This window comes from Nocardia sp. CC227C (genome assembly GCF_030767025.1).
In the GTDB taxonomy this organism is placed as follows: domain Bacteria; phylum Actinomycetota; class Actinomycetes; order Mycobacteriales; family Mycobacteriaceae; genus Nocardia.
On the sequence record NZ_JASITE010000014.1, the window covers coordinates 17,941 to 39,330 of the forward strand.

Genomic DNA, 21,390 nt, shown 5'->3' on the forward strand with positions numbered 1-21,390 from the left:
ACAGATGCAGCCCTTCAGCCCCAACGACTATCGCAAACGCGTGCTCGCCGCCGTGGAACGCCGCGGCGGCCCGGAGCATTCGGATGCCTTCGAGCTCTACGACATTCCGCTCGACGAGGCGACCACGCTCACCGACGCCGCGGTGGCGGCGCGGATGGAGGAGGTGTGGGGCTTCTGGCAGAAGCAGCGCGACCATCCGAAGTACCGGGTGCTGGTCGGACTGCTGGTGGACGGCCACGAAGAACTCTCGTACCCCTTGTTGTCGGCGGCCTCGCGGCGGGTCGAGGCCGATCGGGTGCGGCAGCTGCGGGCGCGGCGCGAGGGTGAGCGCTACGAGATGCTCGATACCGCCATCGAGCGAATGATCAACCGGCACGGCGGTATTCCCGCCGCGAAGCTGCCCGGTCTCGAGGATATCGGCAAGCTCAGCGGGCTCGACGCCGACGAGATCGCCGCCCGCCTGCGCCGACACCGGATTCTCGACGAAACCCCCACCGCCGCACCACCGCCCACGACCGAGGTGACCGCGCAGCGGCGACAGCAGATCCGCCAACTGCTCACCGAATACGAACGCCTGCTCCCCGGGGACCCCGTGCCGACCCTGCTCGTCCTGCTCGGTCTGGACTACGGCCGCGCTCACGAGACCGCCGAGATCCGGCTGCGCGCCGAAGCACTGCGCGCCCGCACTCGCGAACTGCCCCCCGGCCGCGTCCGCGTTGTACTGGACGAACTGCTGGTACACGTCCAGGACCTCCTCGAACCCGGCGGCCGCACCGTCGACGAGTATCTGCGCGCCATCGCCGCCGATGTCGCCGACCAACTGCGCCCCCAGGTCCGCGCCGCCGTCCTGGTGGAAGATCAACTGGTGGAGGCGGATTACGACTTCCTGGTGCACGAGGCCATCGCGGGCGGACTGGACCACTCGACCGCGCAACAGGTGGTGATCGGGCTCGCGACCGAGCTGGGATCGACCGTGGCGGGCGTCACGGGCTCCTCGCCCGGTGCGGGACCCGGCGGCCCGGCCCGAGTGCCCTCCGGCCGCGATGCCCAACCGGGTGGCGCGACCCACGAGCCGTCGCCTCGGGACGGGGCCCACGGTGGTTCGGCCCACGGTGCGTCGCCCGGAGGTTCCGGGTGGGAGAGTCCGGCGCGCGGTGCCGAACCTGTTGGGGCGCAGGGCAGTTCGACGCCTCGTTCCGAGCGCGACCGCGCGCGCGGAGGAAGCGCGCACGGCGGCAGTGGCTCCCACGCGAGTCCGCGTCCGCGTGCCTGGGAGGAACCCCTGAAGGCCGCGCGAGCCGCGCTGCGCGCCGGACACCCGCGCAAGGCCGCTCACCATGTGGAGCAGGCACGTCGCGCGGTCGGCGCCGACGGCACCGGTATGACATCGGTGCGCCCCGTCGCCGAGGAGGTGGATCGGGTTCTCGCCGAGGCCGTGGTCCGCTGGCGTTCCGCCATCGTCGGCTGCGCGGGCAAACGCTATGTCGAGGCGCTCGACCACCTGCGATACCTGGAACGCCACGCCTCCGACGTCCCCGATCCACAAGGCGGCCAGGATCTCTCGCGGCTCCTCGCCGAGGCCCGCGCCGCCATCGCCGAGGCGGATCGTCTGCTCGCCGCCGCCCCCACCGGCCCCCTGGACACCCGCATGCGGGCCATGCGCGCCGTCCTCGAGCTGTGCGCCGACCACACCGGCGCCCGTGCCGCTCTCGCCGCGGTCCCCATCGACCCGCCCGGCGCGCTCACGGCCGCCCGTCGACCCGATGGCACCGTGACCCTCACCTGGGCTCCCTCAACTACGGCGGATGTCGAATACCGTGTCACCCGTCTCCAACCCGACGACTCCTGGCGCGTGGTCGGCCGTACCCGCATCACCGAACTGGAGGACGGCGGCGCACCCGACGGCCCGCTCCCGGTCTACGGCGTGGTCGCCTCGCTGTCCGGCCGCACCTCGGAAATGAGCCGCACCGACACTCCGAGCGCCCCGCCGCCGACCGCCACCCCGCCGCCGACCGCCAGCCCGTTGCCCTCCGGCCGCATCGACATCACCCGCCCGGACCGCCGCGCCGCCCGCGCGAATGCCGCCACGGCCGCTGCCGCTGGGAGTGCGGCTGGCTCGGGTGGCGCGATGGATGCGAGTGCCCCCGCTGATGCGAGCGGCACAGCGGTCCCGGCCGCCGCGTCGGGTTCGGCCGCGCCCGCTGGGTTCGCCGGTGCCGACGACCCCGCCACCCCCGCTCCCAGCGGCATTCCGGTCGTGGCCGCTCTCGCGATCCGGGGCGGCCTGCTGACCTTCGACTGGCCGCTCGGCGTCACCGAGGTCATGGTCGTCGTCCGTACCGATGCGCCACCGGTCGCTCCCGACGATCCCGACGCCCGCGCCTGGAAGGTGACCAACACCCGCTACCAGATCGACGGCGGTGTCCACCTGCCCGCCGGTATCCCGCGGCCCTGCCATATCGCCATCGCCTCCACCCGTCGGGAGTCCAATGGAATGCTCACGGTGGCGGTCGGGTTCGCGCCGTCCGCCCGGATCCGCTGGGAGCCGTGAGCCCGCACCTTCGTGGGCGTATTGATCAGCACAGCCGTGGGCGGGTTGAACGGCGTGGGACCGCGCATGGGAATCTGGTGGGGGCCGCCGCTGTTGCCGCAGAGAGTGTGCGCGGCGCGTGGTCGCGAGCAGAGAGGCGGAGCTGGGTGAATCCGAAGCTGATGGCGGTGAGCGACATTCATGTCGGTCACCAGGGCAACAAGCCGGTGGTGGAGCGGATCCGGCCGGACTCGCCCGAGGACTGGCTGATCCTGGCCGGTGACGTGGGTGAGAAGACCGACGACATCCGCTGGGCGCTGGAGACCCTGCGCGGCCGCTTCGCCAAGGTGATCTGGGTTCCCGGCAACCACGAATTGTGGACCACCGCAAAGGATCCCGTACAGATCCACGGTGCGGCCCGTTACGACTACCTGGTCTCGCTGTGCCGGGATCTGGATGTGCTCACCCCCGAGGATCCGTTCCCGGTCTGGACCGGTGCGGGCGCGGAGGAGTACGGCGGCGCGGTCACCCTCGCTCCGCTGTTCGTCCTCTACGACTATTCGTGGATGCCCGAGGGCGCGCTCACCAAGGCGCAGGGCCTGTCCATCGCCCGGGACCGCAATGTGGTCGCCACCGACGAGTTCCTGCTCTCGCCGCAGCCGTACGCCACCCGCGACGCCTGGTGTCACGCCCGCGTCCAGTACACCCAGCGCCGCCTGGACGCTCTCGCCCCCGACACTCCGCTGGTGCTCATCAATCATTTCCCGCTGCTGCGCGACCCCACCAGGATGCTGTTCTACCCGGAGTTCGCGCTCTGGTGCGGCACCGAGCTGACCGAGGACTGGCATATCCGCTACAACGTGGTGTGCTCGGTCTACGGTCACCTGCATATTCCGCGCACCACCTTCCACGAGGGCGTCCGCCACGAGGAGGTGTCGCTGGGCTATCCGCGCGAGTGGCAGCGGCGCGGACTGCCGGACAAGCTGCTGCGCCAGATCCTGCCGACGCCGCAGTACGGCCCGGACGACCTGAATGCCTGGGGCGGGCACTTCAAGATCACTCCCGAGATGGAGAAGATGGCGGCGGAGATGCGGGCGCAGGCCGACAAGCGGCGCGGACTGGCCTGAGGGAACGGGATTTCGCTGGTTGAAGGCTTGCGGATGGCACAGCTATTCCGATAGCTGAATATTCGCCACATCCGTGCTGCGGCGTGCATACCGACCGCCTCGCTGTGATGATGGGGGAGTGCGCGAGCTGCTGCCGCAACTGCTCGACCGGGTCCGTCGCGGACCGGTCGCGCTCGCACGCGTTATCGACGTCACCGGCGCGGGACCTCGCGAGGTGGGTGCTGCCATGCTGGTCACCCCGTCGGGTGAGGTCATCGGTTCCCTGTCCGGCGGCTGCGTCGAATCGGCCGTGGTGGACTCGGCGGCCACCGTCCTGCGCGGCGCGGACGCCGTTCTCGAACGCTTCGGCGTGGCCGACCCCGACGGTATCGCCGTCGGGCTGACCTGCGGCGGCGAGATGGAGATTCTCGTCGAGCGGGTCGACGCCGCGCATCTGCCGCTGCTCGAGGCCCTGTACCGCGACATCTGTGCTGGTCACCCGGTCGCCCTGGTGACCAGTGTGCACGCCAGCCCGTCCTGGCAGCTGCTCCACCCCGGCCGGACCGGTGCCCCACCCCGAGCCGCGTTGTCCCGTGACGCCCTGCCCGGTGACGCGCCGTCCCGTAACGCCCCACCCCGAAACCGTCCGGCCCGGGGTGCCCCGGCCCCGTCCCGAGAGGCCCCGGCCGCGTCCGGAGAAGCCCCGGTCCTGTCCCGTGACGCCGTCGGCATGGCCAGGGCGGGGCGCACCGGTGCGATCGGCTCCGACGAATGCGAGGGCTCCGCCTACCCGGCGCGCGCCTTCGTGCAGAGTTTCGGTCCGCCCGCTCGCATGATCCTGGCCGGAGCCAATGATTTCGTCCGCGCCCTCAGCCGTACCGCCGCCCAACTCGGCTACCGCGTCACCGTCGTCGATGCCCGCGAAACCTTCACCACCCCGGCTCGTTTCCCCGCCGCCCACGAGGTGGTCGTGGACTGGCCGCACCGCTACCTGCGCCGGGAACGCGAGGCCGGCCGACTCGACCCCCGCACCGTGGTCTGCGTTCTCACCCACGACCCCAAGTTCGATGTCCCCCTGCTCGCCGAGGCGCTCACCATCCCCACTCTCGCCTTCGTCGGAGCGCTCGGCTCCCGCCGGACGCACCACAACCGTCGCACCCGTCTCATCGAGGCGGGTCTCACCACGGATCACCTGCGCAGCCTCCACAGTCCGCTCGGTCTCGATCTCAACGCTCGCACTCCGGAGGAAACCGCCATCTCCATCGCCGCTCAGATCATCGCCGAGACCGGTGGCGCCTCGGGCCGCCCGCTGGCCGCCCTGGACGGCCCGATCCATTACTGAGGCAGCATCTTTCGCCAAAGCCGGGATGGAAGTCATCGGCGCGGAGGTCGGCGCTAGCCGATCGCTCGGTTGACGAGCAGCAGGGCGGCGACGAATCCGGCCGCCACTACCAGAGGATAGTTACCCGATGCCGTGGTGTAGTCGAGCATCGACGCCACCAGGAGAATCGCGAGGATGAGGAAGAGAAGCCGCTTCACTGGATGCCCCCTTGACCGGCTTCCAGCATAGAAAGTGCGGATTACTCAGTGCCACAGGCGGACTCGTTCGTGGCAGTACCCGGTCATCGATGGGGCAGGGGAGGGGCGGGCCTGCCCTCCGCAACGGCGTCCGGCAGCTGAATTACGCTGCCGGACGGTCGGTTCCGTGCGTCGGCTGCGTGTGACGGCGGGCGGGTTCCAGCTACCGTCGATAATCCCCTGATCGGGCCAGTAGAGCCGCAGCAGCATAGTGAAATCTCCGGCCGCGGGGGTGGGCAGCCAGTTGGGTTCCTTGTCCGCGCCGGGGTTTTCGCGCTGAATATAGATGTCGACCGACCCGTCGGGATTCTTGGTCGGCCGCTCGCCCCGCACGGCGTAGCGGTTGTCCGGATTGTCGACGAAGAATCCTTGTTCGTCGTACATGGTGAGCGACCAGAAGCCTTGGACGGGCGGGAGTTGGTCGGCGTCGAAGTGCAGCACATAGGAGTGCTCGGAGGACCGGCGTAGGCGACGACGGCGCGGGCGGCGCGGTCCTTCCGGCGAGAAGAACACCAACCTGATCAGGGACAACTGTCGCGGCCAGATCGACGGCACGCAAACCTGGCCTGTTGTCGAACTCTGCCGCCGGAGGAGATTCCGAAACGCGGGTGGCGAGTGCGGATCTTCGGTTCAGGACGCCTTCGCGCTACTGCTGAGGCTGGATGAGCCGGTGCTCGAGATAGCCAGACAGCTTGGCGTTCCGGGCTAGGTAGACCACGACCCTGCTTACGTCGTGGGGTAGTTCGTCGGTGTTCATGATCGAAGTCTTCCCGGCGCAGCCGAGCGGGAACGGACCGCCTGTGCCAATCTACGGCGCACCTATCACCCCATATATCCACTGTGTCCCATATGGCTGGCCGTCTATAAGCGTCCTTGTAGGCGGCCGAACAGTCCGGCGATATCGCCTCCAATTTCTGATATCGTTGATATCGAGTCTAGGAGTTGATATCACATGAAGAGTGTCGTAGTCCGCAATCTCAGCGACGAGGTACACCGCGCGATCCGTCAGCGCGCGGCCGCGCACGGCCGCAGCGCCGAGGCCGAGATCCGCGCCATCCTCACCGAGGCCGTGCAACCGCCCGACCGGATCAAGCTCGGCACCTATCTGGCCCAGGTCTGGGGACAGGACCCCCTGACCGAGGAAGAGCACGCCGCCCTCGACAACCGCGACCGCACCCCCCACGAACCCATGGAGTTCGCCTAAGTGATCATCCTGGACACCAACGTCATCAGCGAACCCATGGGCCCCACCCCGGACCCGCGCGTACTCGCCTGGTTCGACGCCCAGAACTTCGAAACCCTCTACCTGACCGCCGTCACCGTCGGCGAACTGCGCTACGGCCTGGCCATCCTGCCCGCTGGCCGCCGCCGCGAAACACTCATCGAGCGGCTGGAAAAGCACACGCTACCGCTGTTCGAGGGCCGTATCCTGCCCTGCGACCTCGCCGCCACCACCGAATACGCGCAGCTCATGTCGGCCGCCCGCGCATCCGGGCGCGCCATCGCCCTCGCCGACGGCATGATTGCCGCCACGGCCGCCGCCGCGGGCTTCACCGTCGCCACCCGCGACACCTCGCCCTACGAGGCCGCCGACGTGCCCACCATCAACCCCTGGCAGGCGGAGACCCCCTGATCATGCGTACCGCAATCGGCACGACGAAGCTGGCCGAGATCGAGGCTGCACTGACCGACGACACCTTGACCGATACCGAACCCATCGAGCGGTTGCGCGCGGCGGGCCTGCCGGAGGTGGCGCGCGTACTCGCGCAGTCGGTTCGGTGACGGCCTAGGTCACCTGGCCGCGCGCTGGCGGCGCGACCGCCCGGTCCCCGCGCGGGTAGAGCGGGTGCCAACTGCGGAGTCGGAAAAGTCAGCTCACGCGAGGGGGACCGGGCGGCCGGTGCCACCGGGATATGCTGGGACAACGCCGGCTCGGAGAGCCTGTGGTCGTGCGTAGTCGGCGAGCGACCCGTTTCCTCTGCCTCGGTCGCGCGGCAGTGCACCCTCTTGGTTGCTACTCGCTGCTCTGAGGCTGCATGAACCTATCATGAGTTCTCATATGATATGTATTCGATCGCCATGAACTCATTGCGAGAGTGGTGTGAGCGTTCTGTGGTGTCATAGCTTGGATTCAAGGTCGGAGGAGATCATCGAACGTGGGTCGCATAGGGTTCGGCCTGTGGTGACACGGGATCTGCAGCAGCGCTTCGGTCGGATCGTTGCTGACCGGCGTGAGGAGCTCGGGCTGTCGCGACCGGACGTTCGCGGGGCCGGCGGGCCTTCGGTTGCGACCATGGCGCGCGTGGAGAATCCGGGGGCGGGCACGGCGGCACCGAGCCCTGCGACGCTGCGGTTGCTTGATATCGGTCTGCGATGGACCGAGGGCAGCGCGGCGAGAGCGCTGCATGGTGGTGATCCAACGCGTCGAGGCGAGCAGGCGCCCGACGCGGGTGGTCGCGATAGATGCCCTGGCCGCGAACGCGATCCGCTGAATTTCCGCCTGGTGGAGCTCGATATCGATGTCGTGGATGCGCTGATCGCTGCCGCGGACCGTTGCTTTCAGCTCTGCGACCGTGCTGATCTTCCCGCGCCAGCTCAGGAGGCTGCTCGGGCGGTGAAGGATCAACTCGGTGTCGCGGTCGGCAGGCTCGCGGCTGCGCAGGCGACCGAAGTACTCGAGCGGGCCGGTGGGCCGGGAAACGAAGTTCCAAGGAACATAGAGAGGCTCATCGGTGCGCTGCTGGCGGCGCCGCCGACGGCAACGGGAATCGAGCGGGAGAACCAGCAGTACCGGAGGTGGCTCGCGGGAAACGCAACGGATCTGGATCCCGTTCTCGCGGAGAGTTTCGTCAGGCGGTGGCGGTCTAAGCTGGACCGGATCAGCTTGATTGAGGGAGAAGGTTGTTGAGTCAAAGCAGCGGAGTCGTGCCATTGGAGGAGCGGGTGAACCTGCTGTTCGCCACCGTTCTCGACGGTGCCGGAGCTGAAGTGAGTACGACGACTGTGGCGCAGGCACTTTCGGATTCGCTGGGGCGGGGCGTTGAGGTGCGAGACATCGAGGTCCTGCGGCAGCCCGGTGCAGGGAGGACCGACGATGATCTGCTTGACGGGCTGGCTCGCTATTTCGATATGCCGGAGAGCTTCCTTTCCGATTATCCGGAGCAGTACTACAGCTCGTTCCTTCAGCTGAGTCTGCTGATCGTGCAGCGTGACAAGAGAATTCCGTTCGTGGCACTGCGTTTGAGTTCGGACCGAGTGGGTGACAACGGATTACACGAGTTGAAGAGGTATCTTGAATCGCTCGGTTAGGCAGGGTGTGGACGAGGATCGTCTCATCGCCGAACGGGCAATCGCGAAGCTGACGCTGCGGCGCCCGTGGTCGATGCAGCGTTTCGTGGAAGAACTCAGTCTGCAGCGCGACCGGCCGATCGAGATCGTCGAGGGGTTAGGCGAATTCGAGAGCATCGACTACTCCGGCATCTGGATCCCGTTCCCTGAGAAGGACCTCATCCGGCATCGATCAGGCGTCACCCAGGTCGAGCGCGACGGAATCATTGCGCACGAACTTGGGCCACATCGTCCTCGGGCATGAAGTCCCACCCGAAGAGCGGATCCAATACTTCGAGCGGACCGCACCCTCGATCCCAACGGCCGTCATCAAACGGCTCCTCGATCAGCAGGCATGTCTGCGCTCGAACTTCGATCTGCCTTTGGAGCGTCAGGCCGAGTGGTTCGCGACCTTGCTGATGGAAGCCGCGGCCGCCCTGAGTCAACCACTGTTCCCGGCCCGGAATCTCAACCCGAGGCAACGCCTCATGCTCGAACGCGCCGCCGCGATCTTCGGATGGACATCGTGAAAATCGTTATCGGCGCACTCATCCCAGCGGTGCTACTCGCGCTGGCACTACACCGAATTCGAACGAACCGGCACGGCAATCGACTCCGAACCCCGACCGGGCTCACCAACCCGCTGACGCAGCTCTTGCTCGTTCTCGGGCTGGCGAAACTGTGCCGAGTCCCGGTAATCACCGACGATGTCATCAACCCTGTGCTGCGCAGCGCGACCGGCGTCGCCAACATCATGCCCCTCGCCGGAATGACATTCGGCGCGCTGGCAGCCATCCCGGTCCTGGGCGTGAGCTCGTACATCACCGGCCGCAACGTCACGCCACGTACCCAGCTCGGGATTGCGCTCGTCATCGTCGCGGCGATGATTACGACATTCCTGCGCACACCTATGGCAAACACCCCGACGTCGTATATGAGCAACGATTTTCCGGTGTCAGGGCCAGTCATGGCCTATTGGCTCGCCTTCCTGATGCCGTTGGCAAGCGCGTTGGTCGTCGGCTGCGTGTACATCGTCCGCGAGCTGTTGTGGGTCCGTAGCGGTCCGTTCGCGCGGGCGTTGGCCGGCATCGCCCTGTGCGAGATGCTGGGCTTGGTCTACTGCGTGTTCAAGGTCTACAACCTTTATCTGCAGCGTGCGGGGATCGACAACTTCTGGCACCGGAACGCCGCAACGGTTTCCATCGCGCTCGGGCTGGCGGCATTGGCCGCTGCGGGGATATCCGCCGGAATCTACGCCTCGCACATTCTCCGGGATCGGTTCGAGCGCTATCACCTGTTGAGGCGTTTCGGTGACCGGTGGTTGGCGGCCCGGGCCGCGAATCCCGATGTCGTGCTGGATAAGTCCGATGAGTTCCGCCCTACACGGCGGATGTGCTGGGCAGCGTCGCGGTCGGGGGCGACGGCTTATCGGCTGCAGATAGAACTGGCCGATCATCTGCACCAGAGCGGAGCGGGAAGCTCCCCCGCGGTCGCCTGACCACCGTATCGCGACACCGTGCGGGGTTCGACCATGGCCGAACCCCGCGTACGTTCTGCTTACCTCAGGTGAGTGCTGAGCGCAGTGCTTCGGACCAGTGCTGCCAGCGCGGATCGGGGCCGCCGGTGTCGTCGCCGACCATGTTGGTGCACGTGTAGCCGACTGCGACACCGGATTCGGGGTGGGCGAAGCCAATTCGCCCGCCATTGCCGACCTGACCGAAGGCTCCATCCCCGAGCAGTTGGGCAGGGCGAGTGAGCTCGTAGCCGTGGGCAAAGTAGTTGCCGCGCGGCATCATGCCCAATGGTGCTGGGTGGCTGAGGCCCTCGGTTTGTGGCTGCCGTGCCCGCTCGACCGCCTCGGGCGTGAGTATCCGGACACCGTCGATCTCACCGATCGTCGCCGCAAACATCCGCGCCACCGAGCGCGCGTTCCCGATTCCATTGCCGGACGGCACCTCCGCTGCGTGACCATCCCGCGTATTCAGCAGCGAGAGACCCTCGTCCCGCGCCGCGACCGTTGCAAGGGTCGCGCGCACCAGCCGCGCGGTCATATCGACACCCATACGGCTCAGCATCGCTTCCACGTCGGCGACGCCGGGCAGGTGTCGGCGGGTGAACTGCGGGACGACGCGGTATTCCTGGCTTTCCGGTAGACCGATCCACAGGCTCAGCCCGAGAGGCTCGGAGACCTCGGCGGCTAGGAACTCACCGACGCTCTTCCCGGTGACTCGGCGGATCAGCTCGCCGGCCAGGTAGCCCCAAGTGAGGGAATGGTAGTAAAACGCAGTGCCCGGTTGCCACAGCGGAGTCATCGATTCCAGGGCGGCCACGCACGCCGACCAGTCCGTCAATTCCCAAGCCCCGATGCCGGATTCGGCATCGAAACTCGACAGGCCGCCACGGTGTGACAGCATGTCGGCGACCGTGATGTCGGCCTTTCCGCTCGCCGCGAACTCCGGCCAGTACTCGCGAACCGGGGCATCGAGGTCGAGTAGGCCGCGATCGACCAGAATGTGGACACAGGTCGCGGTCATCCCCTTCGACACCGACATGAGCACCGTCAACGACTCCGCGTCCCACGTCTTCCCGGATTCCGGGTCCTGCCCCGCCCAGAGATCAACAACAACGCGCCCGTGCTGGTAGACGCACAGCTGCGCGCCGCCCGCATCTCCGTCCTGCGCGTGCGCGAAGCCGTCCCGGACCCTCTCGAACCCACGCTCGACAAACCCTTCCACCAACACCTCGAACCTCCTCGACGAGCGTCACAGCGTGCCGAAACCTCAACGCGCCCGAACAGTATCTATACGACCGGCTGACGGTCCATGTAGCCTCTTGCCATCATCCAGCGCGCCACCAACACCAGGCCCGGCACAGCCCTTCCGCGGCCAGCGACCAGCTCGGGTCCGCCGCCGTTCGGGTTGGGCACCCTTTTCTGACCCTCCGGTCGGACGGCCGGAATCAGCCTTCGTACAATACTTCTGGTTGGTTGCATCGTTCGTAGGGGATGCCTGTAGGATCTTGTGCGGGGCAGCTGTTTACCCCCCTTAACAGTTGGCTCACGATGGTGGGCACCACCGTCACCGAGGTCCTGGCCGGCTACTACGAGCCCGACGAGCACGGCAAACGCCCACCAGAGTGCCTGTACGGGGCGGCGAAGATGTGGGCGCACCTGCAACGCCGGGGTATCCCGGTCGCCCGGTGCACGGTGGAACGGCTGATGCGGGCCAACGGTTGGCAGGGTGTGGTGCGGCGCAAGAAGATCGGCACCACGCAGGTCGATCCGGCTTGGCAGGGACAACTGTCGCGGCCAGATCGACGGCACGCAAACCTGGCCTGTTGTCGAACTCTGCCGCCGGAGGAGATTCCGAAACGCGGGTGGCGAGTGCGGATCTTCGGTTCAGGACGCCTTCGCACTACTGCTGAGGCTGGATGAGCCGGTGCTCAGCAGTTGCAGGATGTTCTGGAAGAAATCGCACCCGCCCGGCGCGCCGATGGGGAACTCGACGCACGCGGCGACCGGGGCCACAGGTTCGGTGGCGGCTTGGGCGGTGGCCAGTGGGGTCAGTATCAGGCCACCGGCCAGTGCGGCCGTAGTGAGCGATCGTTTCATCGGAGTTCCTTGCTGCTCAGAGCCTTCGAACCGTCCATCTGCCCCCCGGACAGCGAAGGTCACGCTAATTGACGCAACAGTTCGGCTCCAGCCCCAGATTCCGTGGCCCACTGGTCCGGGGGCACTGCTCGGTTCACCCGCGACGTGACCACCAACGCCGCTTGGTCCTGCTCGCGCCCGCCCCCAGAACCTGCCCGACCAGATCGAGGAACACCCACACATCGCCTGCCTTGTAGGTCTCCGGCTCCTCGGTGCCGCCGAGAATTGGGTACGGCACCGGGATGTACACCTGATCGGTTCCCAAGGGCCCTTCGAGATCTCGAATCGCCGCGACATGATCCGGCTGAAGCACATACTGGGCGAATACCGGTTCCCGCAGCACCTCGTCCACAAACGCTGCAGTGTCCGCGAACACTCCATAGCTCTTAACCGCGAACTTGAATGGGTGCAGCACCGCGTGCTCTCCCGTGCGTCGGTTGGCGAGGAAGATGTGTCCCAGGTCGGAGTACCCGACAACGGTGTCGAAGCCATGGAAGTGCGGTGTCCGATCCGGCATCGCTGTAGCCATGGCGATCGGCCCGACTACCCGGAAACATTCTTGATTCACAAGGAGATTCAAGCACGCATGGGTTATGGTAAGCCCTGAACTCTTACGACAGTTGCCGCGCGCAGGCATGTTCATCGGGTTCACAGCCGTCGGAGGCGCGACCTGATTCCTCGACGGTTACGACAACCACCTTCGCCGAGGAAGCGGTCCTCCTGCTCTGGCCTGATTACGCGCCCAACTCGTCGAAAGGCAGGCGGCGGTGGACGGCTGGGTGGGGGGCAATCGAAATCGGGAACGTCAGTGATGCGCACCCTCGTGCGGAAGCTCGCGCGGTTCGCCGCCGGTCCGCTGACGTCGAGCTCGCCCCGCTCAGCACAGCGGAATGTGCTTGCGGGATTATGGCCCCATGCCTGAACATATCTCCCTCATTCGCTCCGGCGCTCTCTCGGACACCGCCGAATACGCTTACGCAGCAACAGCTCCTGCCGATGCCCGCTTGATCTTCATGGCCGGAGCCTGCCCGCTCGAGTCCGACGGCTCCACCGCCGCGGTCGGTGATTACGCCGGTCAGGCGAGCAAAGTCATGGAGAATCTGCGGATCGCACTTTCCGATGCCGGCGCCTGCCTGGACGATGTGATCAGTACCCGTGTATATGTGGCCTCTTCGAATCAAGCCGACCTGGTGGCGGCCTGGGAGGTGGTCAGGGACACCTTCGCCCCGCATGACCCACCGAGTACGTTGCTCGGCGTCACCGTACTCGGCTACGACGATCAACTCGTCGAGGTGGAGGCCGTCGCGGCGGTGGTGAACGGCTGATCGGGGACAATCCGGATCAGCCCCGCGCGATGTGCACCCGGTCCACCGTGCAGGTACAGCGCAGGTATCGACACGGCTCGAACCTATCGCAGGCTGCCCCGCTCATCGACGTACCGCGTCGGGGTTCCGAGGAATGTGTCCGGTTCCATCGGGCCGTAGGCGAGTCGGGCGCTTCCGGGCCGAGATGCGACGGCGGACCTTGCTGCTGTGGGGAACTGGGCGTGAGGATGCGTGGCGGATCGATGTTTCGGACGGGCCGGTGGATCCGCGGTGGGCAGTGTTTCGGCAGATCATCGGCCCGGTGACGGTCTGATCGCTGCCGTATCACTGTGCGCCCGAAGCGCTTCGCACCGCCTCCACACGCCGTCGCAGGAGGCAGAATTCGTTGCCCTCCGGGTCGGCGAGGACGTGCCAGGAGACGTCGGGGCCCTGGCCGATGTCGACCGGGCGGGCGCCGGCGGCGAGGAGGCGTTGCAGTTCGGTGTCCTGGTCGCGGTCGGTGGGGTTGAGGTCGAAGTGCAGGCGGAGTTTGGTGCGTTTGGGTTCGGGGTGGGGGAGGAACATGAGGGTGGGTTGGGGGCCGCCGAATCCGGTGTCGGGTGGGCCTATTTCGAGGGCGCCGTCTTCCCAGCCGAGTTCCACGTAGCCGAGGACCTCGCACCAGAAGTCGCCCAGTCGTCGCGGGTCGGCGCAGTCGATGAGGAGTTGGGTGATTCGGCAGGCCATGGAGGTGACGGTACCTGCGCGGGAGTGTTACGGACAGTCGTTCACGCCGCTGGTCGGCGATGGCTGGGCGGGGTCGGGGGATGCCTCGTAGTGGCGCACGAGCGCGGCGGCCCGGTCCCGCAGGGAGGTGCGCAGCCATTGCGGCGCAAGGACTTCCGCGTTCGTGGCGAGCTGCCACAGCGCCCATTCGGCGTGTCTCGCATCCTGGAAGGTCACCTCGAGACGGAGCCAGCGGTCCGGGTCCTCGGTTTCGGCGCCGACCGTCAGCGCGGTGCCCACCAGTTCCGCCCGCTGCGCCGGGTGCACCCGTGCCAGCACGGTGACCTGCTCCCCGCCGGTCCGGAATCGCGTGGCGCGCTCCTGCCAGGCCCGGCCCAGATCGACGCGGTCCGGTCGCCGGGCGGGTTCGGGCAGTGCCTCGGCGGCCCGGATCCGGGACAGTCGATAGGTGCGCTCCTCGCCGGAACGCATGGCCAGCAGATAACCCAGACCGCGCACGGTGACCAGGCCGATCGGGTCCACCGTGCGCCACATCGGGGCCTGGTCCACGGCGGCGTAGTGGATGCGCAGCCGGTACCCGGCGAATACCGCGCGCCGGACCTCCGCCCCGATCGAGTCGGGCACGTCCTCGGCGATCAGGCGGCGCGCGAGCAGATCGGTCTCCGGTTCGATGAGCAGCCGCTGCGCCGCGCCGGTCGCGGTGGCTCGATTGCCTTCCGGGAGCGCGTCGACCACCTTGCGCATGGCCGAGGACAGCGCCGTGCCGAGGCCGAAAGCCAGTGCGCCGCGCCGTGATCCGGCGACCAATAGGGCGAGCGCCTCGTCGTGGTTGAGTCCGGTGAGCTCGGTGCGGAAACCGGGCAGCAGCGCGAAACCGCCCCGCCGCCCCCGTTCGGCGTAGACCGGAACCCCGGCCGCCGACAGCGCCTCGATATCGCGCAGCACGGTGCGGGTGGATACCTCGAGTTCGCGGGCGAGCACGGTGGCGGACAGCCGACCGTGCTGGCGCAGCAGCAGCACCAGCGAGACCAAGCGGTCGGCGCGCATGCCGAGAACTCTATCGGAAATACCTGACAGTAGATGTCGTGTTTCGTTGGCAGGGTTGTCGGCATGACACACAACGACAAGGCCACCGACCCCAACGACCTGGGCAAGTACTTCATCGAGCGCGCCAATGCGGGCGACGTCGACGGACTGGTGGCGCTGTACGAGCCGGACGCCGTACTGGCCTTCCCGCCCGGCAACCTCGCCACCGGACACGCGGAGATCCGCAAGGTCTACGAGCAGTTCGTCGCGGTCGCGCCGGTGCTCACCCCGGGGAGGCAGCATGCGGCGCTGGTGAGCGGCGACCTGGCGCTGACCGCGTCCACGCTCACCACCGGCGAGATCACCGTCGAGATCGCCCGGCGTCAGCCGGACGGCTCCTGGCTGTGGGCCGTCGATCAGCCCGCACTCGAGGCGTAGCGCGACGGTGGTGGGCCGGTACGAACCGGCCCGCCACCGTACGACGACCGGACCGGGAACGGTGATCCGAACGCGCGGTTCGATGACACCGGACCGGGTATCGACCAATCGTGACCTTCGATCTGACACCGACGGCGGCGCAGCACGAACTGGCCGAGCGGGCACACGAGTTCGCTCGCGACCACATCAGACCGGGGGCGCCCACTACGACCGGGTGCGGGAGTTCCCGTGGCCGGTCCTGGAGGAGGCCGCCGCACGCGGGTTCTACAGTCCGCTGTTCTACCGCGATCTCATCGGGGACCCGACCGGGCTGTCCCTGCCGATGTTCATGGAGGAACTGTTCTGGGGTTGCGCCGGAATCGGTTTGGCCATCGTGATGCCCGCCCTGGCACTGTCGGCGATCGGCCGCGCCGCGACGCCCGAGCTAGATGATCCGCTGCGCGCGCGCCGCCATGAAGGTACTGCGGCCCCCGCGCTGAACCGGCCCACCTAGGTGGCGATTCGCGCCACCCTGGGCGGCGGCGCCCACCCCTCGGTGGGCTGATATCGGCGGTCCGGACGGCGGACAGTGGAACATGTCCCGCCCAGCAACCGGAGCCACCGATGTCGATGACGAGCACCACCGCCACCTCGGCGCACCGTCGTGCCACGGTGCGGACAGCGGACGGCGTCGCCCTGGCGGTGCGGGAGTACGGCCCGCGCGACGCGGAGCTGACGGTGGTGCTGCTGCACGGGCACTGCCTGCGCGCCGAATCCTGGACCTATGTCCGTGACGCCATGGCGCGGTATCCCGGCGCGCGCATCGTCTGCTACGACCACCGTGGCCACGGCGCGTCCGCCGCCGCGCCCCGGCGCACCTACCACCTCGACCAGCTCGGCCGCGATCTGCGCGACATTCTCGACGCGGTCGCCCCGACCGGACCGGTGGTCCTGGTCGGACACTCCATGGGCGGCATGACCGTGCTGACCTACGTCAGTCAGCAGCCGCACGAGATCGGCACCCGCATCGTCGGCGTCGTTCTCATCGCCACCGCCGCGAGCGGTCTGGCCGCCGCCGGCTTCGGCCGTCTGCTGCACAACCCGCTCATCTCCCTGTTCCAGACCGCCGTCCGGTTCGCGCCCACGCTGATGCAGCGGGCGAAACTGTTGGCCTGCAAGGTTTTCGCGCCCATCGTACGGGCAGCCGAATTCGGTGACCGCAAGGTCAGCCCGCGCGTGCTCGCACTCGCCAACGCCATGCACAACCAGACCTCGATCGTCACCATGGCCAGCTTCCTGAACTCCTTCATGACCTACGACCAGACCGACGCCCTCGCCGTCCTGTCGAAGATCCCCACCCTGGTGGTGTGCGGTGCGGCCGATCTGATGACGCCGCCCGCGCACTCCGTCGCCATCGCCGCCGCCGTCGACTACGCCGATCTCGTCATGATCGACACCGCCGGTCACTCGGTGATCCTCGAACAGCCGGTGCCGGTGGCCGCGGCGATCGGCCGCCTGCTCACCCGGGTGGTTCGGGACGCCGCACCCCGCAGCGTCGCCGAGCATCCGACCGGGCTGCCGCAGCCGCTCCGCCGTCCGGTCCGCGCATCCGGGTGCGGCGTGCGGGGTGCGGCCGAGCCGTTCCCGGACGCGGCGTGATCACGGCGTGGCCGCGACCGTCGAATCCGCGCGGGATCGCCGCCAGAGCCGGTAGCCGCGGTGGGCGGTGAACGCGCCGAGGACCGCGACCACGCACCAGACCGCGATGGCGGTGTAGGCCAGCGGGGCGGACAGATCGCCGATCGACGCGCCGAGCGCGGTGTAGACGAAGGCACGCGGGGTGGAGCCGATGAGTGCGCCGACCGCCATCTGCCACAGCGGGATTCCGAGCCCGCCGAACAGATAGGCGGCCATGGCATCGGAGACGCCGGGAATGAATCGCTGGCCGACGACGGCCCACAGGCCGCGGCGGCGGAGTTGGGCGTCGAGCGCTGCGGCGCGGTGGGTGCCGAGCAGTTCGCGGGCGCTCGCATGACCGGCGCGTCGTCCGAGGAAGGCGCAGCAGGTCGCCGAACCGACCGTGCCGCCCAGCGTGACGAACGTCCCGACCAGGGGACCGAACAGGATGCCGCTGCCCGCCGCCAGGATCGGCCCCGGGACGAAGGTCGCGCCGAGCAGCGCCGCCGTCGCCGCGTAGGCCAGGGGCGCGGCGGGGCCGGTCGCGGCGACCAGGGTGCGGATACCGTCGACGTCGATCACGCGCGCGATGGCTACGAGGTAGAACATCGTAGACAGGAACGCCAGGCACAGCGCGAGGCGCAGAACATGCCGCCGCCGGCTGGTCGGCGGCCCGTCGATCGCGGTCATGGTGCATCACCCTGCCGCATCCGAGACCGACCCCGCGACCCGGGCGCTCATTCGCGACCGACCCAGCGACCCGGGCGGTCATCCGACGTCGACCCGCGCGCCTCGGATCACCGCGCGGCCGGAACGCGCACCCGTCGGGTATTGCGTCGGGGTGAGCGCGGGGCGCGGCGGCGTTCCGGTGCGGGAGCGGGTAGGTCACCGAGTTCCGCGAGCAGTTCGCGCCGCCGGGCCGCGGAGACGCTGCGGCGATCGCGATAGGTGAGCGCGGCCTCCATCGCCCACAGCATGTCGAGGGTCAGACCCGGCACTCGCGCGGCGTGCAGGCGGCGATAGGTCTCGACCACGCCGAGGTCGGCGAGCTCGCCGAGAGTGGTCACATCGGCATGCGCCAGCATCGCGGCGGCGTCGCGGCCGAGTTCGTAGCCGCGATCGCGCCATTCGCGGATGCTGAGATGAGCGTCGCCCCGGACCGATTCGGCCTCGCGCCAGACCGCGAAGCGCAGGGATTCCGGATCGGTCGGTGCGTTGCCGCGCGACAGGACCTGCGCTCGGGCCTGGTTGGCCACGCTCACCATCGGTTGGAACCGCCGGAAGATCTGGATCTCGCCGTCGTATCCGTGGTCCCAGGGGCCGAGGTAGGCGTAATCGCTGCCGTATCCGTTCGCCGTGTCGAGCCCCGCCGCGTGCAGCGCCCATGCGCGCGCCTCGTCGGGAGTGCGCGGGGCCAGCACGAGTAGGCCACTCTGACGGCTCACGCGGCCACCCTCCTGGTGTCGGCGGTAGCCGTCCCACCAGGCTTCCCGTGTCGCGGGGTCCGGTGTCCGATCGAGACCGAAGGTGTGCCAGCGCACGGTGCCGACCGGTTTCGACAGCGGCAGCCGGTTCTTCAGGTGCCGGGCGACATGGTCGTCGAAGGGCGTGCACCAGCCGGGGACCAGCACGATGGGGTCGGCCGGGTCCGCGTCGAACGGGTTCGGGCACAGGAACGGGCGGTCGATGAGCACGACCGTATGCGGGCGCGCCTGATACGCCAGCCCCCACAGCAATCGGGCCAGCAGCCGCGCGCCGTGGTCGTCCGAGAGCACATGCCAGGTTTCGTGAAACCGGTTGGTGCTGAACCTGGCGCGGGTGCCCGGTCGCAGGGTGATCACGGTGTGGACGCGACCGGGTGACCGCACCGCATGCCGGTGCAGTTTGAGGCCGTCGGATACGGATCGGGCGGTGGCCGGACGTTGCTGCTTCATCGTGATCCATGACGCCACATCGGTGTTCGCGCCACAACCGAATTTCGCGCTACGGCCGGTCGGTGGCCAGCCCGCCGAGCAGTTCGCGCACCAGTCCGGCGCTCAGTGCCCGAGCGTGTTCGGGGTCGGCGGTCTCGGTGATGGTCAGCGGCAGCTCGGTGAGCGCGCCGTAGAAGGCGCTCGCGATCAGCTCGGCCGGGTAGGGGCGGATGAGTTCGGCGGCCAGCAGTTCGCGGATCGCCTCCAGGAGCAGGCCGCCGAGATGCCGCTGGTCGAGTTCGCGCCAGCGCCGCCAACCCAGTGCGATCGGGCCCTGTTGCAGCACGATGTGCCGGTAGTCGGGTTCGGCGCAGATCTCGAGGAATTCCGCGATGCCGCGGTCGATCCGCTCGAACGGGTCCGGCACCGCGGTGATGGCACGCCGGATGCGTTGTGCCGCTCGGTCTTCGAGCAGTTCGACCACAGCCTCGAACAGGCCGCGTTTGCCGCCGAAATGGTGGTAGAGCGCGCCACGGGTGAGCCCCGCGCTCCGCACCAGTTCCTCGGCCGAGAGGTTCGCGTACTCGCGTTCGGCGAACAGGCGCGCGGCCGTGTCGATCAGTGTCTGGCGGGTGTTCTCGGCGTACTTCTCCCGCAGGGATTCCATACGCCATGATTATCACATACCGTGTGCATGTCAGATACATTGTGTATGAGAGTGGGCGGTCATGGACGAGTCGGTGGATGTGGTGGTCGTCGGCGCCGGGATCGCGGGACTGGTCGCCGCCCGCGATCTGGTCCGCGACGGGGCCGACGTGCTGGTGCTGGAGGCGCGCGACCGGGTCGGCGGACGGCTGCTGAACGGCGAACTGCCCGGCGGGACGCCCATCGAGGTGGGCGGCCAGTGGGTCGGGCCGGGGCAGCATCGCATTCTCGCGCTGCTCGAGGAACTGCGCCTGGACACCTATCCGACGCATACCGCCGGGCGGAGTATCGCCGAAATCGGCTCGGGCCGATCGGAATACACCGGCCGCATCCCGAAGCTGAACCCGCTGGCGCTGGCCGATGTCGCGCAGACGCAGTGGCGGCTGGACCGGACGGCACGGCGCGTCGCGGCGGCGGAGCCCTGGCTGGCGACGGGGGCCGAGGCGCTGGACGGGCAGACCTTCGCGACCTGGTTGCGGCACACCGCCCGTACCCCCGGCGGCCGGTCGTTCTTCCGGATCATCACCGAGGCGGTGTTCTCCGCCGAACCCGAGGACATGTCGGCGCTGTGGGCGGCGTTCTACGTCGGCGCGGCGGGTGGTCTCGACGCCCTGATCGGCACGGCGGGCGGGGCGCAGCAGGACCGCGTCGTCGGCGGTTCGCAGACCATCGCCACGGTGCTGGCCGAGGAACTGGGGGAGCGGGTCGTCCTCGGGGTTCCGGTGCGCGATATCGAATGGGACGCCGCGGGGGTCCGGGTCGTCGCGGGCCGCACCGCCGTGCGCGCCCGGCGCGCGGTCGTGGCGGTGCCGCCGCCGCTGGCGGCCCGCATCCGCTACACGCCGGGGCTGCCCGGTGATCGTGATCAACTCGTGCAGCGGATGCCGATGGGCCGGGTGATCAAGGTCAATGTCGCCTATGATGAACCATTCTGGCGGCGAGCGGGTTTCAGCGGTCAGGCCAACAGCGATCGACGTGCGCTGGGCACCGTCTTCGACAACACCCCGCACGACGGCGCACCCGGTGTGCTGGTCGGATTCCTGGAGGGACGGCACGCCGACGCCGCGGCGCGCCTGAACCTCGCCGACCGCCGCGCCCGGGTCATCGACGACCTCGTCGGCTATTTCGGCCCGCGGGCCCGCAACCCCATCGACTACCTCGAACGCGACTGGGCCGAAGAGGAATTCAGCCGCGGCTGCTACGGCGCGTTCACCCCGCCCGGCGTCCTCACCCGCTTCGGCCCCGCCCTGCGCGCCCCGATCGGCCCCCTGCACTGGGCGGGCACCGAAACCGCCACCCGCTGGGCCGGATACATGGACGGCGCGGCCGAATCGGGCCACCGGGCCGCCCGGGAGGTTGCCGCCGCCCTGGCCGCCGCCCCGCGCCTGACCGCGTGAACCCACCCGCTAGC

The 21,390-nt window shown here is 68.5% G+C and carries 24 protein-coding genes and 3 pseudogenes; 17 read left to right on the forward strand and 10 right to left on the reverse strand.

Annotated elements, in window-relative coordinates:
- The first annotated feature begins 4 nt into the window (after positions 1–4).
- From QMO76_RS25845 to QMO76_RS25855, 3 genes are all read left to right on the forward strand, one after another.
- A complete protein-coding gene (locus QMO76_RS25845; protein ID WP_306363927.1) occupies positions 5–2,551 on the forward strand; it encodes an Ig-like domain repeat protein in 2,547 nt (848 codons plus the stop codon).
- A 161-nt stretch (positions 2,552–2,712) separates the two neighbouring features.
- Entirely contained in the window at positions 2,713–3,657 is a 945-nt protein-coding gene (locus QMO76_RS25850) for a metallophosphoesterase (protein WP_372342092.1), read from the forward strand.
- Positions 3,658–3,775: 118 nt separating this feature from the next.
- Complete coding sequence (locus QMO76_RS25855) at positions 3,776–4,978, forward strand: XdhC family protein (RefSeq protein ID WP_306363929.1); 1,203 nt, start codon at positions 3,776–3,778, stop codon at positions 4,976–4,978.
- 53 nt (positions 4,979–5,031) lie between these two features.
- Here QMO76_RS25855 and QMO76_RS25860 read toward each other — a convergent pair whose 3' ends face one another.
- Positions 5,032–5,175, reverse strand: coding sequence for a hypothetical protein (locus QMO76_RS25860; protein WP_306363930.1), 144 nt, complete (start codon positions 5,173–5,175; stop codon positions 5,032–5,034).
- Between the two features lie 183 nt (positions 5,176–5,358).
- Positions 5,359–5,664 (reverse strand): annotated as a pseudogene (locus QMO76_RS25865) (DUF1214 domain-containing protein); the annotation flags it as partial.
- Positions 5,665–6,166: 502 nt separating this feature from the next.
- Between QMO76_RS25865 and QMO76_RS25870 the strand changes: the two are divergent.
- The 8 genes from QMO76_RS25870 (at position 6,167) to QMO76_RS25905 (ending at position 10,039) form a co-directional block, all read left to right on the forward strand.
- Positions 6,167–6,418 (forward strand): Arc family DNA-binding protein, encoded by a 252-nt coding sequence (locus QMO76_RS25870; protein WP_306363931.1) that lies wholly within the window; start codon positions 6,167–6,169, stop codon positions 6,416–6,418.
- A complete protein-coding gene (locus QMO76_RS25875) occupies positions 6,419–6,847 on the forward strand; it encodes a type II toxin-antitoxin system VapC family toxin (RefSeq protein WP_306363932.1) in 429 nt (142 codons plus the stop codon). It abuts the gene before it with no gap.
- Between the two features lie 2 nt (positions 6,848–6,849).
- The gene (locus QMO76_RS25880; protein WP_306363933.1) at positions 6,850–6,996 is read left to right on the forward strand and encodes a hypothetical protein; all 147 of its coding nucleotides are present in this window, start codon (positions 6,850–6,852) and stop codon (positions 6,994–6,996) included.
- 397 nt (positions 6,997–7,393) lie between these two features.
- Positions 7,394–8,122, forward strand: coding sequence for a hypothetical protein (locus tag QMO76_RS25885; protein WP_306363934.1), 729 nt, complete (start codon positions 7,394–7,396; stop codon positions 8,120–8,122).
- 35 nt (positions 8,123–8,157) lie between these two features.
- Positions 8,158–8,523: a hypothetical protein gene (locus QMO76_RS25890; protein ID WP_306363935.1), complete on the forward strand. Its 366-nt coding sequence runs from the start codon at positions 8,158–8,160 to the stop codon at positions 8,521–8,523.
- 7 nt (positions 8,524–8,530) lie between these two features.
- Positions 8,531–8,806 carry a hypothetical protein gene (locus QMO76_RS25895; protein WP_306363936.1) on the forward strand — a complete coding sequence of 92 codons (276 nt, stop codon included), beginning with the start codon at positions 8,531–8,533 and terminating at the stop codon, positions 8,804–8,806.
- Entirely contained in the window at positions 8,781–9,071 is a 291-nt protein-coding gene (locus tag QMO76_RS25900) for a hypothetical protein (RefSeq protein ID WP_306363937.1), read from the forward strand. The genes QMO76_RS25895 and QMO76_RS25900 overlap by 26 nt, the downstream gene beginning before the upstream one ends.
- Positions 9,059–10,039, forward strand: a complete 981-nt coding sequence (locus QMO76_RS25905; RefSeq protein WP_306363938.1) for a hypothetical protein — start codon at positions 9,059–9,061, stop codon at positions 10,037–10,039. Before QMO76_RS25900 ends, QMO76_RS25905 begins: the two co-directional genes overlap by 13 nt.
- Positions 10,040–10,103: 64 nt before the next feature.
- Here the strand turns inward: QMO76_RS25905 and QMO76_RS25910 are convergent, their stop codons facing one another.
- A complete protein-coding gene (locus QMO76_RS25910; RefSeq protein WP_306363939.1) occupies positions 10,104–11,282 on the reverse strand; it encodes a serine hydrolase in 1,179 nt (392 codons plus the stop codon).
- Positions 11,283–11,614: 332 nt separating this feature from the next.
- Here QMO76_RS25910 and QMO76_RS25915 point away from each other — a divergent pair.
- Positions 11,615–11,824, forward strand: a pseudogene (locus QMO76_RS25915) (IS3 family transposase); the annotation flags it as partial.
- Positions 11,825–11,938: 114 nt separating this feature from the next.
- On the opposite strand, the gene QMO76_RS25920 reads toward QMO76_RS25915, so the two are convergent.
- Both QMO76_RS25920 and QMO76_RS25925 read right to left on the reverse strand, forming a co-directional pair.
- Positions 11,939–12,151 carry a hypothetical protein gene (locus QMO76_RS25920; protein WP_306363940.1) on the reverse strand — a complete coding sequence of 71 codons (213 nt, stop codon included), beginning with the start codon at positions 12,149–12,151 and terminating at the stop codon, positions 11,939–11,941.
- 133 nt (positions 12,152–12,284) lie between these two features.
- The gene (locus QMO76_RS25925) at positions 12,285–12,770 is read right to left on the reverse strand and encodes a T6SS immunity protein Tdi1 domain-containing protein (RefSeq protein ID WP_306363941.1); all 486 of its coding nucleotides are present in this window, start codon (positions 12,768–12,770) and stop codon (positions 12,285–12,287) included.
- 334 nt (positions 12,771–13,104) lie between these two features.
- On the opposite strand from QMO76_RS25925, the gene QMO76_RS25930 reads away from it, so the two are divergent.
- The gene (locus tag QMO76_RS25930) at positions 13,105–13,515 is read left to right on the forward strand and encodes a RidA family protein (RefSeq protein ID WP_306363942.1); all 411 of its coding nucleotides are present in this window, start codon (positions 13,105–13,107) and stop codon (positions 13,513–13,515) included.
- Positions 13,516–13,839: 324 nt separating this feature from the next.
- Here QMO76_RS25930 and QMO76_RS25935 read toward each other — a convergent pair whose 3' ends face one another.
- Positions 13,840–14,241, reverse strand: a complete 402-nt coding sequence (locus QMO76_RS25935) for a VOC family protein (RefSeq protein ID WP_306363943.1) — start codon at positions 14,239–14,241, stop codon at positions 13,840–13,842.
- A gap of 27 nt (positions 14,242–14,268) precedes the next feature.
- Positions 14,269–15,288 (reverse strand): YafY family protein, encoded by a 1,020-nt coding sequence (locus QMO76_RS25940; protein WP_306363944.1) that lies wholly within the window; start codon positions 15,286–15,288, stop codon positions 14,269–14,271.
- Between the two features lie 63 nt (positions 15,289–15,351).
- Between QMO76_RS25940 and QMO76_RS25945 the strand changes: the two genes are divergently transcribed.
- From QMO76_RS25945 to QMO76_RS25955, 3 genes and pseudogenes are all read left to right on the forward strand, one after another.
- Positions 15,352–15,705 carry a nuclear transport factor 2 family protein gene (locus tag QMO76_RS25945; protein ID WP_306363945.1) on the forward strand — a complete coding sequence of 118 codons (354 nt, stop codon included), beginning with the start codon at positions 15,352–15,354 and terminating at the stop codon, positions 15,703–15,705.
- A gap of 110 nt (positions 15,706–15,815) precedes the next feature.
- Positions 15,816–16,129, forward strand: a pseudogene (locus QMO76_RS25950) (acyl-CoA dehydrogenase family protein); the annotation flags it as partial.
- A gap of 185 nt (positions 16,130–16,314) precedes the next feature.
- On the forward strand, positions 16,315–17,343 hold the full coding sequence (locus QMO76_RS25955; protein WP_306364101.1) for an alpha/beta fold hydrolase: 1,029 nt from the start codon (positions 16,315–16,317) through the stop codon (positions 17,341–17,343).
- Here QMO76_RS25955 and QMO76_RS25960 read toward each other — a convergent pair whose 3' ends face one another.
- From QMO76_RS25960 to QMO76_RS25970, 3 genes are all read right to left on the reverse strand, one after another.
- Complete coding sequence (locus QMO76_RS25960) at positions 17,344–18,051, reverse strand: TVP38/TMEM64 family protein (protein WP_306363946.1); 708 nt, start codon at positions 18,049–18,051, stop codon at positions 17,344–17,346.
- Positions 18,052–18,158: 107 nt separating this feature from the next.
- Positions 18,159–19,295 carry a TfoX/Sxy family DNA transformation protein gene (locus QMO76_RS25965; protein WP_306363947.1) on the reverse strand — a complete coding sequence of 379 codons (1,137 nt, stop codon included), beginning with the start codon at positions 19,293–19,295 and terminating at the stop codon, positions 18,159–18,161.
- 49 nt (positions 19,296–19,344) lie between these two features.
- On the reverse strand, positions 19,345–19,941 hold the full coding sequence (locus QMO76_RS25970; RefSeq protein WP_306363948.1) for a TetR/AcrR family transcriptional regulator: 597 nt from the start codon (positions 19,939–19,941) through the stop codon (positions 19,345–19,347).
- Positions 19,942–20,002: 61 nt separating this feature from the next.
- Here QMO76_RS25970 and QMO76_RS25975 point away from each other — a divergent pair, with 61 nt between their 5' ends.
- A complete protein-coding gene (locus QMO76_RS25975; protein ID WP_306363949.1) occupies positions 20,003–21,376 on the forward strand; it encodes an FAD-dependent oxidoreductase in 1,374 nt (457 codons plus the stop codon).
- Positions 21,377–21,390: the final 14 nt, after the last annotated feature.